At 64.9% G+C, this 14270-nt stretch carries 11 protein-coding genes and 1 pseudogene; 2 read left to right on the top strand and 10 right to left on the bottom strand.

What is annotated here, in order from left to right:
• Nucleotides 1–330: 330 nt before the first annotated feature.
• Both NZN28_RS11645 and NZN28_RS11640 read left to right on the top strand, forming a co-directional pair.
• Entirely contained in the window at nucleotides 331–618 is a 288-nt protein-coding gene (locus NZN28_RS11645; protein ID WP_295398366.1) for a nucleotidyltransferase domain-containing protein, read from the top strand.
• A complete protein-coding gene (locus tag NZN28_RS11640; RefSeq protein ID WP_295398365.1) occupies nucleotides 608–949 on the top strand; it encodes a HepT-like ribonuclease domain-containing protein in 342 nt (113 codons plus the stop codon). Before NZN28_RS11645 ends, NZN28_RS11640 begins: the two co-directional genes overlap by 11 nt.
• A 70-nt stretch (nucleotides 950–1019) precedes the next feature.
• Here the strand turns inward: NZN28_RS11640 and NZN28_RS11635 are convergent, their stop codons facing one another.
• From NZN28_RS11635 to NZN28_RS11595, 10 genes and pseudogenes are all read right to left on the bottom strand, one after another.
• Complete coding sequence (locus NZN28_RS11635) at nucleotides 1020–2093, bottom strand: TolC family protein (RefSeq protein WP_295398363.1); 1074 nt, start codon at nucleotides 2091–2093, stop codon at nucleotides 1020–1022.
• A complete protein-coding gene (locus NZN28_RS11630; protein ID WP_295398361.1) occupies nucleotides 2090–3421 on the bottom strand; it encodes a TolC family protein in 1332 nt (443 codons plus the stop codon). The genes NZN28_RS11635 and NZN28_RS11630 overlap by 4 nt, the downstream gene beginning before the upstream one ends.
• Nucleotides 3422–3793: 372 nt before the next feature.
• Nucleotides 3794–5185 (bottom strand): hypothetical protein, encoded by a 1392-nt coding sequence (locus NZN28_RS11625; protein ID WP_295398359.1) that lies wholly within the window; start codon nucleotides 5183–5185, stop codon nucleotides 3794–3796.
• Between the two features lie 8 nt (nucleotides 5186–5193).
• Nucleotides 5194–7413 (bottom strand): hypothetical protein, encoded by a 2220-nt coding sequence (locus NZN28_RS11620; RefSeq protein ID WP_295398357.1) that lies wholly within the window; start codon nucleotides 7411–7413, stop codon nucleotides 5194–5196.
• Nucleotides 7410–7763 carry a zinc ribbon domain-containing protein gene (locus NZN28_RS14650; RefSeq protein ID WP_367275834.1) on the bottom strand — a complete coding sequence of 118 codons (354 nt, stop codon included), beginning with the start codon at nucleotides 7761–7763 and terminating at the stop codon, nucleotides 7410–7412. Before NZN28_RS14650 ends, NZN28_RS11620 begins: the two co-directional genes overlap by 4 nt.
• Nucleotides 7675–8391, bottom strand: coding sequence for a hypothetical protein (locus NZN28_RS11615; protein ID WP_295398356.1), 717 nt, complete (start codon nucleotides 8389–8391; stop codon nucleotides 7675–7677). The genes NZN28_RS14650 and NZN28_RS11615 overlap by 89 nt, the downstream gene beginning before the upstream one ends.
• A gap of 508 nt (nucleotides 8392–8899) precedes the next feature.
• Nucleotides 8900–11935: a tetratricopeptide repeat protein gene (locus tag NZN28_RS11610; RefSeq protein ID WP_295398354.1), complete on the bottom strand. Its 3036-nt coding sequence runs from the start codon at nucleotides 11933–11935 to the stop codon at nucleotides 8900–8902.
• A gap of 182 nt (nucleotides 11936–12117) precedes the next feature.
• Nucleotides 12118–12801, bottom strand: a complete 684-nt coding sequence (locus NZN28_RS11605; RefSeq protein WP_295398352.1) for a hypothetical protein — start codon at nucleotides 12799–12801, stop codon at nucleotides 12118–12120.
• Nucleotides 12802–12849: 48 nt separating this feature from the next.
• Nucleotides 12850–13386: a hypothetical protein gene (locus NZN28_RS11600; protein WP_295398350.1), complete on the bottom strand. Its 537-nt coding sequence runs from the start codon at nucleotides 13384–13386 to the stop codon at nucleotides 12850–12852.
• Nucleotides 13387–13402: 16 nt separating this feature from the next.
• A pseudogene (locus NZN28_RS11595) lies at nucleotides 13403–14270 on the bottom strand (peptidase C1); the annotation flags it as partial.

The raw sequence follows: 14270 nt of genomic DNA, 5'->3' as shown, positions 1-14270 counted from the left end.
ATGTTCACCCCTCGATGTTCCTCCAGCATAGCCAAAGTTCGGTGTATGGAATGCGAAGGTTTGATGAAGATGCGTCGGGTGTTTTGTTTGAAACGGGATTATATGGATAGCGTGGTGCAAAATCGAGATTTCAGTTGACCGCCCGCAATGCGTCGAGAAAGGAACCAATTGTGGAGAACCGCTGATTTCAGCAGTCTGCCAAAGGGTTTTATACGACGGCGTTAGGTCCACGACAAAAGCTTCATACAAGCGTGAAATTCGTTTTTCCTGGTTTCTGCGGCAAGGAGAAGCCGTGGTATATACATGCCAATGATTTGCTAAGCTAGAGTCATGGTTGAGCTTCCCTTGCTCCGCCAGATTGCCCGGCAACACCGGGTCAAGCGCCTCGAGCTTTTCGGCTCGGCGGCCAGGGGTGAGCCCATTCCCAGCGACTACGATTTTCTCGTGGAGTTTGAGCCTATGGAGCCCCTGGAGCATGGGCGGGCTTACTTCAGGCTCCTGGAAAGCCTCGAGCAGACTCTGGGGGCTTCGGTGGATTTGGTTGAGCTCGAGGCGATTCACAACCCCTATTTTCTTGAGTCCATCGCCTCCGAGCGGCTACTGGTCTATGCCGCTTAGAGCGCAAGCCTACCTGTTCGACATCATCCAGGCGATTGAGGCCATCGAGGAGTTCACTCGAGGCCAAACCTTCGAATCCTACCACCAAAGCCGCCTGCTGGTCTCGGCAGTCGAGCGTCAATTGAGCATTGTTGGCGAAGCCATCACCCAATTGCTCAAGATTGAACCCAACGCACCCATTAACGCCGCCAAACAGATTGTTGGCTTTCGGAACATCCTGATCCACAACTATGCTCGAGTTAGCCAGGCAGTGATTTGGAAGATTGTTCAGGACGATTTGCCTGTGTTGAAAGCCGAGGCCCAGACATTTCTTGAACGCCTCGAGGCGTAGTCGTGTACCAAAGCGGGGCCGGGTCGTATTGCGCCGTGCAGGGGTTTCGGGCCTGGCTTGGGTCTGGGCGCTAGGGCCCACCTGCCGCCCGCACCAGGCCGGTAAAGTCCTGCCCGGCGGCCACCGAGAAGGCCGCCAGGGCCTTCCAGTAGGCGCTTTGGGCCTGGATCAGTGCATACTCGGCGCTTTTGAGTGAGACCTGGTCGGTTTGCAGTTGCAGGGCCGAGATGGTGCCGGCCCGCAAGGCGGCCTGGCTCTGCTCCACCACCTTTTGGGCGTTGGCCACGTTGGCCTGGGCCAGGGCGATGTTGCGGTAGGCGTTCTGGGCGGCCTGATAGGTGTTGGTCAGGCTGGTCTGGGCGTTTTGCTGGGCGGTTTGCAGGGTGCGCTGGTTGTTCTCCAGGCTGGTTTTGGCGCTGGTGAGCTGGACGGCGGGGGTGTAGTCGTTGTCGGCCAGCTTGACGTTCAGTTCGGAAAGCTCTACCGCCTGCTGGGCTTGCAGCACGCCGGGCAGCCGGCTAAAGAGGTCGCGGCTCAGGGCCGCAAGGTCGGCTTGCAGCGCCGGGGGGGCCGGTGGGGCAACCACCGCGACGTTGCCCAGGTCGCTCAGGCCCATCAGGGCGGCAAGCTGGGCGGCCAGCACCGGAATCTGCGACTGGGCGTTGGTGAGGGACTGCCTCGAGCTGTCCAGGGTGGTCTGGGCGCGGGCCACGTCCAGCGCGGTGGCGTTGCCGGCGGCCTGCCGGGCTTTGGCCACCTCCAGGTTGCGCTGGTTCAGGGCCACCTGGGCCTGGTAGAGGGCCACGTTCTGCTGGGTTTCGTAGAGGCTCAGGTAGGCGTTGACCACGCTCTGCATAACCGAAAGCCGGGTGGCCTCGAGGTTCACCTGGGCCAGCTTGGCGTTCTGCTCGGCCTGGGTGCGGGCCACGATGAGCGTGCTGGGGTCGGCCTTGAGGGCCTCGAGCTGCAGGGTGGCGTTTTGCAGCGTGGCCTGGGCGCTTTGCAGCGAGGGGCCCCGGCTGTAGGCCTGCGAGAGGGCCTGAGTCAGGGTGAGGGTGTTCTGAGCTAACCCTATGGAGCAAACCAGCAGCATGGCCAGCAGAAGCAAGGGTTTCGATAGAAGGTTCGGGACACGGTGCGTCATTTACTCCCTCCGAGGGTGGCGGTCAGGTCTTGGCCAAGGGCGTTTTGCAGGGCCAGCGCGGCCAGTTGGGCCTGGATCAGGGCGGCCTCGAGGTTGCGCTGGGCCTGGAGCTGGTTGAGCTGGGCGGCCTGGACGTCCACACTGGTACCGGTGCCGGCCTGAAGCCGGGCCTGGGCGGTGCGCAGGCTCTGGTTGGCCGCGTTCAGGCCGGCCCGGGCTGCGGCGATTGCCGCCCTGGCGGTCTGAAGGTTCTGGTACTTTTGCCGCACGTCCAGCTCGGCGGCCTTGCGGGTGGTTTCCAGGGCTTGCTGGGCGGCTTGCAGTGCGGTTCGGGCGGTGCTGATGCGGCTGTCGCTCACCGGGTCGAAAATGGGCACGCTGAGCGAGAGCCCCAGGCTCCAGCCCTGGGCCTGCACAGTTCCGCCGCTCCCTTGTACCAGCGGCACCGCCCCCGAGAGCGAGGCAGTGCCGCTCTTGAGGTTCAGGCCCGCCGAGAGCGAGGCCGCGCTGGTGCTGTAGCCTGCGCTCAGGGCGGCACTGGGAATCAGGCGGTCGCGCTCTGCGCTGGCCAGGTTTTCTTCCGCATCGCGCAGTTGAGACTGGCTTCGCAGAACGTCGGAGCGGCTTGCCAGGGCCCTTTGCAGCAGGGTTTCCAGGCTCTCGCCGGGCAGGCTGGGCTCCTCGGGGGCGGTGACCGGGTTGCCCAGCTGCTGGGGGCTCAGGCCCAGGGTGCTGGCCAGGGTCAGGCGGGCGAGCTCGAGGGCCCCCTGGGCGCTCACCAGCCCCGAGCGGGCGGTGTCCAGGTTCTGCTGGGCGGTAAGCAGGTCGCTCAGGGTGGCGGTACCGGCCTGGTTCTGGGCGCTGACAATCTGCAACTGGCGTTCGCGCAAAGCCAGGGTGGTCTGGGCAATGGTCAGGTCGGTCTGGGCCTGACGCAGGCCATAGTACTGGTTGTGCAGGGCCAGGTAGAGGGCGTTGCGGGCCTCGCGGCGGGTCAGGGCGGCCCGCTCCAGCGCCCGTTCGGCGCTGCGTACGGCGTCGGCGCTGCTTGACCAGGGCAGCACCCCAAGGCTGGCCGTGCTGGAGAGGGTCAGGTTGCTGCCGCTCTCGCGCAGGGTGTAGTCGGCCCCGCCCGACCACTTGAAGCCCAGGGCGGCCTGGGCGGCTTCCAACTGCCGCACCGCACTCTCGTAGTTCAGGTCGGCGCTTTTCCAGTCCAGGGTGCCCGGCAGGGCCTGGAGGGCCTGGGGAAGCTCGAGGGCGCCTTGGGCCAGGGCCGGAGGTGCCAGGGCGAGCAGGGTGGCGATGGTCGGAAAGAGTCTTTTCAAGACGTTACCTCCGCGACAGCCATGTTCTGGGATTCTTGTGTATGGGTGCAGTACGGGATGTGTAGGTTTGGTGAAGGCAAGCGGGAAAACCTCGAGGGTGGGTCTTTTCAGCTTACCGCAATGAAAACCCCTCACGCTCGGGCAAAGACACCCCCCGGCGGTGCTTGGCTGTGCATACAAACGATTTCTTACAACCGCGCTTTTTCCAGATAGTCCCAAAAACTGCGATATTAGATTCCTCGTCGGCTACGCCTTCTTGGAAGGCCCGTGTACCCTTTTTGTCGCGGTGACCCTTGATTTGACCCACTGCAAGTTTTCAGCAAAACCAAAAGCCCCCGGCCTCCCACAGACCAGGGGCTTTGCACGACGATTCTAATTGCCTACCGCCACCACCAGAGCGGCACCCACCGGTAGCTCCCCAGCGGCAAAGCGCTTCACCCTGGTATAGGTATTGCCGCTAAAGGTGGCGAGTTCCCCCGAGCCGTCGGCTTGGTAGAACAGAACGCCAAACCGGGTATATACGGCCTGATCCCAGCCCGCCGCCAGCTTCCCGGCGAGATAGGTACCGGTCTGGGAGGGGGTTCCGTTGGCGGCATAGCTCACCAGCGCCCCGATGCCGTCGCTTTTGCGGTAGAAGAGCACGCCGGCGGCGGTACGCAGGAGGTGGCTCCAGTTGGCGGTGTAGCCGTTGTTGGCGTAGATGAACGTCCATGCGCAGGCGGCGTTGTAGGTACCGTAACCGCCGGTGCCGGTGGACTGCCGATAGAAGAACACCCCGTTGGCGTCGTTGACCCGCAGGACGGAGTTCCAGTCCTTGGAATAACCGCTCTGGGTCACGGGGGTAGTCAGGCTGTAATTGTCGCCGTAGCTGGCGCAGACGGTGGTTCCGGTGGTGGCCTTGTAGAACACCACCCGGTCGCCCAGGCTGACCAGTTGATCCTGTGCGACCGGCAACTCCCCGGGGGTGTAGTTCCGCAACCTGCGGAAGTTGCCGGCTCCGTCGAAGCTGCCCAAAGCACCGGAGCCGTCGGGGTTGTAGAAGAGCTCGTAGAGGTCGTAGGGCTTGCCGGTGAGGGTGACGCCCGCTGGCAGGTCGCCCGCCGCGAAGGTTTTGACCGGGGTGTAGGCCCCGCTGCCGTCCAGCGCCCCCAATGTGCCCGAGCCGTCGGCGTTGTAGAACAGCACCCCCCCGACAAGCACGGTGGGGGCCACGCTGATCTGGGCGGTGGCCGAGAGGCCGGTGCCCTCGAGTTCGGCGGTCAGGGTCGCGGAAGCCAGCACCGCTACGCTGGGGGGCGGGGTGTAGATCACCGAGGGGCCGCTGGTGGCGCTGAGGCTGCCAGGGCCCGTCAGGCTCCAGTTAATGGCAGCGGTCGAGCCGGTCACGTTGGCGTCGAAGCTCCCACCGGGATTGCCGGCCACAAAAGCGCGGGAGGTGGGGGAGATGCGGATGGAGGGGGCTTCCGCTACCGTCACGCTAACCTCCTTGCTCACGCTCCCGGCGCTGTTGCGGGCGGTGAGGGTGAAGGTTTGGCTGGCGGTGACGGTTACGCTCCGGCTGCCCTTGTCGGCAGGCGTGACGTTTTCCCCCTGGAGGGTGAGGGCGCTGGCGCCGCTCACCTCCCAGCTCAGGCGGGTGGGCCCGCCCCCTGCCGGCAGCGAGGCCGGGGTGGCGGTGAAACTGTGGATGACGGGCGGGCTGGTGGGGCCGGAGTTGCAGGCGGCCAGCAGTGCAGCCAGGAATACCCCGAGAAGCCGGTGCATGATGCCTCCTAGCCGATGTAGGTATAACCAACCGTGATCAGGACGGTTCTGGAGCCGATGGGGGTTCCGGCGTCGGAGAGCACGGTCAGGCGGATGGTGTAGGGCAGGGCAAAGCTCCGACCGCCCGCCAGCCTGACGGTGAGACTGGAACCCCGCCCCACCTCTACCTCACTCCCGCCCTGGGCCTGCGCGGTCCAGACCAGCCGTGCTCCGGGTACTGCCGCACCGTTGGAATAGGTGGCGTAGCCCACCAGCGGCACGTCCACCAGGGCCTGGTTGATGGTGGGGCTCCAGTAGGCCGCGTTGGGTTTGGGCTCCACGATTACGATCTCGCCGGGGGTGCGGGTGGGGTCAATCACCGTAAAGGTGGTGGAGGCGGTGGCCTGGAGACCGTACTCGCCGGTGGCCACCAGGTTGACGGTGCGGGTACCTGCGGCGGCGGGGGTCAGGGTGTAGCTGCTGCCGTTGCCCAGCAGGGTTCCGCCCTCGAGCCAGGACAGCCGGGCCCGCCCATCGGGCAGGGAGTGGGGGTCGAAGCCCTCGCCCCGGAAGGTGAAGGGCTCGCCCTTGAGCAGGGTAATGGACGCGCTGGGCACCAGAATACGGACGGTGGGGAGGGTGGGGGGGTTGGGGGCCAGCTTGAAGGCAATCTGCTTCACATCCTGCACCTGCCCGCCCTGGCGCAGGTTGAGCTCGAGGCGGGCCGGGGTGGGGCTGCCAATGGTGCCCGCGAGGTCGGCCAGGTTGCCGAAGTCCAGGTTGATGGGGCTGTCGTCGTAGGCGGCCACGTTGGTGTTCACCAATTTCTGCGACTTCATGGCGTTGTTGACGTACAGCCGGGCCTCTAGCTCGAAGTCCAGGGCCACGTTGGTCACGTTGACGACGTTGAAGCCCACCTCGAGGCGGCTGCTCCGGTAGATGAGCGAGCGAAACTCGGCGTCCTGTACCAGGTTGCTCCCGTAGGGGAAGGTGCTCAGCCTGGTGGCCTCGTCGGTGAAGTAGTAGCCATTCGGATAGCCGCCCTCCCAATCCCAGCGCGAGATCAACTCGTTCGAGGGGTTGCGGAAGGTGAGCGAGGAGGGGTCGCGGCTGAGCTCGATGGAGCCGCGCCGCTGGGTCTCGGGCTTGGGGTCGTTGTAAAAAATCAGGGTGTAGAGGCCGTCCAGTTCCTTGTCGCCCGAGCAGCCCTTGGAGGGGTCTTTTTCGTCCTTGAGCTTGCAGTTCTGCTCGCGAAACTGCGCCCAGGTGACCTGGTTGGGCGCGCCCCCCCAGCGGAAGTTGGAGTCGTGCAGGAAGATGCCGTCGCCCGCCGCGTTGGTCAGGCCGGAGATCACGAAGCCATGCCACTGGCGGTCGGAGGAGGTCCAGACCGGCTTGGCGGGGAACAGCCCGAACACGCCCGTGGTGGCCAGCACGATGTAGGCGCTGAAGGGGTTGGAGGGGATCAGGTCGGCGTCCCACTGCATGGTGGAGTAGGCGCTGTCGGGCACCCCGGCGGCCTTGAGGATCGAGACCACGTTGGAACCGCTGCTGGCCGGTTGCTTGATCAGGCTGGCCAGCCCGAAGTTGCTGGCGAAGCCGCCGGGGAACTTGGTGCTTCCGGCGATGGCGGGCAGGGCCTGGTGGTAGTTGAGTACCATGGCCAGCGAGGTGGGCACACACCAGGGGATGTAGGCCTGCCAGTAGAAGGGCACCTGCAGGGGCCGCCCGGCCACGCCCTCCTGGGGCTTTGGTTTGGGCACCAGATAGGCCACGTACGAGGCCTTGCGGGTCACGCTGTAGGCCACCTTACTGGCCAGGCTCTGGCCCGAAACCTGCGCCCCCCCTACCGGTCTAGCGGCGTGCACCCGGATCTGTGGCTCGTCGGGGCCGGGGGTGGGGTTTTTCTCCAGGATCACCAGGTCGCCTTCCTGGCCTGCTACGTCGGTGGGCAGCTCCAGGGTGGCGGCCTGTTGCAAGGTGGCCCCGCCCAGGTCGAAGCTCACCGCCGGGCCGGCGGGCTTCAGGGGGTTCTCGGATGGCTCGCTGGGTTTGGCGGCCAGGCTCAGGGTGACGGTGGCGTCCTGGGAGAGGGCCCCCGGCGGGATGACCAGCCGGGCCCCCCCGTTCTCCACGGTGCCGCCCTCGGTGGCCTTAATGGGGGTGGTGATGCCCCCGGTGGGGGGGGTGGAGGGGTTACAGCCAAGGAGCCCAACCAGCAGTAGTGCGCCTGCATACCAACGTTTCATAGGTTTCCTCCCGATACTTCTTCTGTTCGGCTTTTTCCCAGCTCGCAGCCGCAGACGCCGCAAAACCGTGCATACGGCGAGGTGAGCCTGGCTTGGCAGCGGGGGCAGGCCTCGAGCAGCCGCTCGCCGTCGTTGAGGCAGTAGTGCTCCTGTGAGTGGGCCGGAACGGCGCGGTAGCAGCGCGGGCAGATGCGATAAAAGATGCCGGATTGCTCTTCCACACGGTCACTTCCTTTGTCCTGCCGGCTACCGGCTGCCGCGCTACTTCTGGCAGTCGAGCCGCACCCGCAGGCTGGGGGTAGGGGTGGTGTAGCTGGCCCCACTGGCCCGGATGGTGTTCTCGAAGCCATTGGGATTGATCTCGAGGAGCAGTTTGGTGGGGGTTTTGATCTGGTCTTTGGGGGTGTCGTAGCGATACCAGAACTTGAGCTGGTGGGTCAGCACGCCCCCCGGCGGGAGGTTGGCATAGGTGAGCTTCTGCACGTCCAGCGCGTCGGCGGTCAGGGTTTGGGCGTCGTCGAAGGCGACCTGGATGCCCTGGTCGCGCATTCCGGTAAAAACCGGCTGCACCATGGCCCTGGCGCCGCTACGCAGTTCCACCGTCACGCCCCAGCCCTGGGTTTCGAGGGGGGTTCCGGCATCTTTTACGATGGGCTCGAGCCGGGTCGCCCGGAAGCGCCAGATGCCGTTGAAGAGGGTCTCGCCTAGGCAGCCTTCCAGCGAAGCCCGCTGGTTGGCCCCGCCGGGGGTCTGGTTGGCAGGGGCCGGGTGGGCCAGGGTGAGGGTGGTTCCCCTGAGGCTATAGCCAACCCCCAGCGTCTTTAGCACCGAGACGGGTAGATAGGTCTTGCCGTTCACCACGATGGCTTTGTCCGGCATCACCTGGCCGCCTACCACGATGCTGTAGGTGGTGCCCGCCGCCAGCGCCATACTGGCGGCCAGAAGTACGGCCAGGGTGCGCAATCTAGGGTCGAACATGGTGACTCCTTTCGACCCCCAGGGTGCCCTGGGGCTGGTCAGAAGCAGGTCAGAATTGGGCAGGCTTTTGCCGGAAAGGGTTGACTTGGTTCTTTATCGCGCACTTCACAGACGTGGCTATGGGCGGCCAAGGTTCTGTCCAGGACAAAGAATTTCTAACCCCCGGAAGGCTCCATTTTGGTGAAGAACGCTTTCATGCCAAACTTGGCCTGAACACTTTTCATACGATTGAAGCGGTGCGTCGAAGCAGGGGTTAGGGCGTAGGTGGCAGGTGTTGGAGACCCACCTCCGACCACCCACCCCCATCCGTGTTTCCTTGAAAGTTGCTTGTACGTTTAATGTTGGTATCACGCATTTCGAGCGAAGCCTCGAGCCCGGCACGGCACAACCCTGCACCATCGCCTTGCTGGATTGGACTTAGACTCCGCATCGGAATCATCCAGTGAGCGATATGCGGCAGCGCTGACTTTGTGGGGCCGGGCCGAAACGGAACCGGTCAAGGGGTAGCTCAGAGCGTGAGGAAGCCCTGCCAGTGCTCCGGCAAGGTCTCGCCGACCTCGAGCATCCATCCCCGGGCCTCCTCGTAGAGCCGACCCAGGCTCTTGTGGTTCCCCGAGCGGCGCAGGGCCCCCAGGGTCAGCCGCAAAGCCTCGAGGTCGTAGGGGTCGGCCTCCAGCAGGATTCTTCCCAGCCGGGCGGCCTCCTTGGGGTCGGCTTCTAGCAAGGCCTGGGCGCGGGTGCGCAAGCCCAGATAGACCGACTCGCGCACGGTCTCGTGGAGGGAAGCAAGACCCCCCAGGTAAACCCCCCGCCACAAGCGGGCCTCGCCGGTGCGCAAAAACTCCTCCAGGTCGGAGCTGACCGCCGCACCCAGGGCATACCCGGAGGCGGTGGTCGCCACGACCAGAGCACCCAGACTCACCCTTACCGAATGGATCAGTTCCTTGAGCGAGGAAGCCGCTTTTCCCTCGTCCTCGCCAGGGTAGAGGTGATCCAGGAGCTCGAGCTTGCCCACCTCAACGCGTCCGGCGAGGCGGGTTTCCAAAAGCAGGGCCAACAACTCCTGGCGTTTACGACCGCGCAGGGGTTCCCCGGCAAAGCACATCGAACCCAGCACCTCGAGCCGCTTCGGGCCTGCGCTCTCGGGGTTGGCGGGGGGCGCTTCGGCCAGTTGAGGAAAGTAGCGCCGGGCCAGGTTGACCCCGTTCATCAGACCGCGTTCTTCAAACCAGGCCAGGCGGTGGCGGGCGCTCTCCACGTTGCCGGTGAGCCGGTCTAGCTCGAGGCCGAGCTTGTGCTCGTCAATGGCCACATCCAGCGGTCGGGCCAGCTCGACCGCCCGCCGGAGGGTTTCCAACGCCGCTGGGTCGCCACGGGCCTCGAGGGCCATGCCCCGCGCCCAAAGGGTGCGAAAGTTGTCGTGGGGCGAATCCCCGGCGGTCTCCCCCAATTTTTGCGCCTCGGCAGCCAACTCCAGGCCGCGCTCGGCGAACCCCGCAGCGGTAGCAGCGAGCGAAGCGTCGAACAGGATTTCCCGCACCACCCTGGGGCTGCCGATCTGGCGGGCATACGCCAGGGCCTGATCGGCGTGTTTGAGGGCCAGCAGCTTGGCGATGGGAGTGCCCTGAGAGCGGTAGAGCAGGCTCGCCATCGAATGAGCGTTGGCCAAAAAACGGTCGGGCCCATAGGGCTCGAGGGCGGTTATGGCCTCGCTCAGTGCTTCTTCGGCCCGCTCGTAATGTCCTTGTTCAATCAGCAACTCGGCCAAGGCCGCCAGCGCGAAGGCGTAGCCCTTTACGTCACCGGCCTCGCGGCGAATCTGCAAGGCCTCCTCGAGGCAGCGGTTCATCTCGCGGTATCGGCCCAGCATCCTCAAAAAGGCCGCACGGTTGACAAGTGCCGTCGCCCGCAGGCGGGGGGCATTGAGCCGGGTGAGTATCACCAGGGCCTCAGCGAGGGTAGCCTCAGCCAGGTTGTATTGGCCCTGGTGGTAGTAGATCAGGGCCTGGATGGACAAAAACTCGCATCGTAAGGCGGGGTTGGGGATGGTCAGCCCCTGGGCGGCAAGGGTCTGGGCTTGCTCCATCCGGCCCATCGCCAGAGCAGAAGCCGCCACAGCCCTGAGCAGTTCGGGCGAGGGATGAGCGTGCAGCTGGGGGTGGGCTTCCCAGACTTCCAACGCCTCGCTGTTGTTGCCTCCTACGTGGTAGGTGGTGATGGCCAGCACAGGGGCTTCGATCCCTTCGCGCAGCCGGGCGGGGAGTTCTGCCCACAAAGCTTTGACATCGGGAATTCGGCCCTGGCGGGCCAGCAGATGGGCATAAGCACGCACGGTCTCAACCCCGGCAGCGGGAGTCGCCAGGGCGAGCTTAAACAACCGGGCGGCTTGGGATAGGTCGTAGTGCTGAAGAACTTGCGCGGCCTCCAGCGCCATCTTCCCCTGCGCCTCTCCTTCGGCGTATTCCACGGCTTGGGCCAGCCATCGAGCGGCCTGCACCTCGTTTCCGGCCAGCCGGGCGCTACGCACAGCCTGGTGTAGCAGCTCGAGCGCTGCAACTCCGTCCAGACCGGCCTCTCCAACGAGGGTTGCCGCCTCTTGAGGATTGCGCTCTCGCAAAGCCTCGAGTGCCCGCCGCGCCAGCTCCCCACGCCGGGCCGGGGACACCAGGCTCAAGCTCAACTCGCGGAAGAGGGGGTGGGCGAACTGTTCACCCCGCAGCAGACCCCGGCGCTGGAATTCGAGAACGGCCCGGCTCAGCGCTTCGTGGCTAAGCCCGGCAACCTCGACCCACAGGGCGTCTGAGACCTCCGATGGCAGGATGGCCCTGGCCTCGAGCGCATCCTTAAGTTCGGGCCGAGCAGTGGCCTCCTGGATCAGCCGCTCGATCAGGGCCTCGACGCTATGCGGCACGTCCGATCCCGCCGGAGCCCGCCAGCGCCACTGCCGCCCGTCGTTCCACAAAAAACCACGCCGGGCCAGATGGCGAAAAAACTCGAGGGTGAAAAGCGGGTTCCCTGCAGCTTGCGTGTGAATCCAGCCGAGTGCCTCGGGCGGGAGGGTGGCCCCGGCTTCGGCCTCGAGCAGCCTTCGGATGCTTTCGGCATCCAGGGGCTCCATCCGAAAGGCCGTGAAGGGCTCGGGTGGCCTGACCCGGCTGGTCACAAGCAAGGCTGTACCCTTCGTGTGGGAGGCCATTCCGGCCAGCTTCTCTACAAACTCCAGGCGCTCGGGGCCGGCCTCGTGCAGATCCTCTAAGTGCAGGATGACCGGCGCCGACGCGGCCAGAACAGCGCTCAAGGCAGAGGCGGCTTTTCCCGACTCCACATGCTCGCCCCGTTGCATCCGCTCGAGCAAGGTCTGCGCCCACATGGGGAGTCTGGCAGGCCGGGAGAGGGCTCGAGCCAGATCGGGGAGCAGCACGGTGGCATGCAGACTGACGCTGCGGCAGGGGGTTTCCTGCAACAATTCCCGCGCGGTGTGGCTCTTACCGATGCCCGGCTCACCCCACAGGGCCAGGGCCAGCCCAGCTCGCTTGAGTACCACACGCTTGACACGTGGCCGTAGTAAGGCAGTTGGCTCTACTCTGGTTCCCCCCTCCAGTCTAACCATGATGTGGGCCACAGCCTAGTTGAGCCCACGTTATATCAGCGTTACGCCCTGGCGCAGAAGCTAAATAAGCCCTTTGCAAGCGCAAAGGGCCCATTGAATGGAAGGTTGGCTATCGGCTAAAAGCTCACCCGCACGTCCTTGCTGCCCGCATCGCCATACTCACCCACCCGCAGTACCAGCGCCTTGACCTCGATTCCCTTGGGCACCGAGAACACCACCGCGAAGTTCAGGGCTGCCCCCGGCAGCAGGGTGAAGCTACCGCCAGTGTTGGTACCACTGGGGCTGTCGTACGCGATGGGTGGGAACGAGCGTCCATCGGCCCCGGCCAGGGCGGTGTTGCCGGGGTTGTTGGCGCTCAGCGAGGGGGCCACCGTGCCCGACTGCTTGGCGTTTTTGAGCACCCCGGTCACCACCACCAGCTCTTCCTCGGGGCTGCGGGGCTGGATGGTAAGGTTGTTCTTGTCGAAGCGGGTGGTGTAGCCCTCCATCCGCTCCACCTTCTGCACCTGCACCCGGAAGAGCCCGGTCAGAATCTGATCCCCCACCTTGCCCTGGAACTGACCGGCCAGTTGGTTGGCTCCCCCGGCGGCGCGAATCTCGTAGCCGCCCTGCACTTTGACCACGGTCTGGCCCAGGGCCTTGGCCACGTCGGCCAGCGGCACGTAGGCCACCCCCTGCACCACGATCACCCGCGTGGAGGCCACCTGCCCGTTCAGGATCAGCCGCTGGGCGCTCTGGGCCAGCGTCAGCAGCGAGAGGCCCATTGCCAGTACCAGGATTGTTTGCCAGAGCTTGTTCATGGTCTTCTCCGTTTTCTGTGAATCGGCTTGCAACCTGAGACCTGCAACCTACTTGAACTTCTGTACTCGTTCAATGACGGCCAGGGCCCACTTGCGGTAGCTCTCGGGGTCGTTCACACTGCTGTTGGTCAGCAAGAAGGCATACTCGCGGTAGCGGAAGGCCAGGTTGAAACCCGGCTGGCCCTGGTCGCCGCGAAACAACCCGGCCTCGTCGCCCACTTGCAGGCCTACCCAGCTGGGGGCCCCCTTGCGGATTTTGCCCAGCCAGTCCTTGGCCCCTTCAGGGCTGCTGCGGAAGTATTGCAGTTGGACGACCCCACCGGACAGGTTGTGAATGCAGTAGGACATGGGCTGTACCGAGCCAATGGACTGCGCCATGGCCTGGGCCACCGCCTGGCCGCCAGGGCCGCTCAGGGGCTTGCCATCCTGCAAGAGGCCTTCGTTGCTCATCACAAAGCCCACCGAGCCCAGGGCGTTGGGGGTGTTGTTGGGGTTAAAGATGCCCATCAGGTAGCAGGGGTGAGGGTCTTTCTGGGCCAGGCCTAGGGAACCCAGTACCAGCATAAAAATGAGGAACCGCTTCATGTGCTTCGCTCCTTTCTCAGTTGGGCGGCGGAAGATAGAAAAGCCGGAAGGCAATAGAGGCCGACCCGGTGAGGTTGAGGTCATCGGTGACGTAGAGCCGGAGGGTGCCGCCGGCATTATCGAAACCACAACCGTTTGGGTTGTTTTGCGCCCCAGCGGTGTTCCACTCCCAGTACTGACCCCCGCCAATAGGCTGGTTGGGCAGCGCTCGGACAGAGATGTCGATCTCGGCACAGCCGGGCTTACTGGCTTGCCAGCTCCAGCGGTAGTTGCGATACGGTGGGGTTCCACCTACTGCCCGGCCCCCAAGCGTCACCGTGCTGCCCACACTGGCCGAGCTTCCGCTCGCGGGTTCAATGATGCTCACACTGGGCGGGCCGCTGTTAGGCGGGTTTTGCACGTTAACCGTCACACTGGTCTGGGCGCTGGCCCCGCCCTGGGCCGTTGCTGATAGTGTGAAGGTGACGCTGGCAGGGCTTCCGGGGCGAAGCGTAATGGTAGGGTTGCAGCTGCCCTGGAGGGGGAACTGGGTATCGCCCGCGTCGCTGCTCGCCCAGCGGCAGGGCAGGTCTACGATAAACCCGCTGCCATTGTCGCCCCTGGCCTGCCCGCTCAGGGTGTAGGTCTGGGTGCGGTAGAGGGTTGCGCCCGACTGGGGGCTCTGGATGCTCACCTGCGGGGCGCTGAAGTCGCGGCGGGTAGCGATGAAGCCCTTGCTCGAGCCCACCTTCCCGGCCATAACCCCGGGGTCGAGGGCGAACATATAGCCCTCGTAACTCTGGCCGCCCAGTTGAAAGGTAAAGCGCCGGGGCTGGGTGGGGCTAACCGTTCCAACCAGGGGGTCACCACCAAAGACCGTACCGGTGACCTGCCCGGTGCTGGGA

It is taken from the genome of Meiothermus sp., assembly GCF_025056915.1.
GTDB lineage: Bacteria > Deinococcota > Deinococci > Deinococcales > Thermaceae > Meiothermus.
This window is presented reverse-complemented; position numbering and strand designations above follow the sequence as displayed.

Coding starts and splice junctions, on each gene's coding strand:
- NZN28_RS11645 (WP_295398366.1), top strand. CDS start 331: ATGGTTGAGCTTCCCTTGCTCCGCCAGATTGCCCGGCAACACCGGGTC.
- NZN28_RS11640 (WP_295398365.1), top strand. CDS start 608: ATGCCGCTTAGAGCGCAAGCCTACCTGTTCGACATCATCCAGGCGATT.
- NZN28_RS11635 (WP_295398363.1), bottom strand. CDS start 2,093: ATGACGCACCGTGTCCCGAACCTTCTATCGAAACCCTTGCTTCTGCTG.
- NZN28_RS11625 (WP_295398359.1), bottom strand. CDS start 5,185: ATGCACCGGCTTCTCGGGGTATTCCTGGCTGCACTGCTGGCCGCCTGC.
- NZN28_RS11620 (WP_295398357.1), bottom strand. CDS start 7,413: ATGAAACGTTGGTATGCAGGCGCACTACTGCTGGTTGGGCTCCTTGGC.
- NZN28_RS14650 (WP_367275834.1), bottom strand. CDS start 7,763: ATGGCTTCGAGAACACCATCCGGGCCAGTGGGGCCAGCTACACCACCC.
- NZN28_RS11615 (WP_295398356.1), bottom strand. CDS start 8,391: ATGTTCGACCCTAGATTGCGCACCCTGGCCGTACTTCTGGCCGCCAGT.
- NZN28_RS11605 (WP_295398352.1), bottom strand. CDS start 12,801: ATGAACAAGCTCTGGCAAACAATCCTGGTACTGGCAATGGGCCTCTCG.
- NZN28_RS11600 (WP_295398350.1), bottom strand. CDS start 13,386: ATGAAGCGGTTCCTCATTTTTATGCTGGTACTGGGTTCCCTAGGCCTG.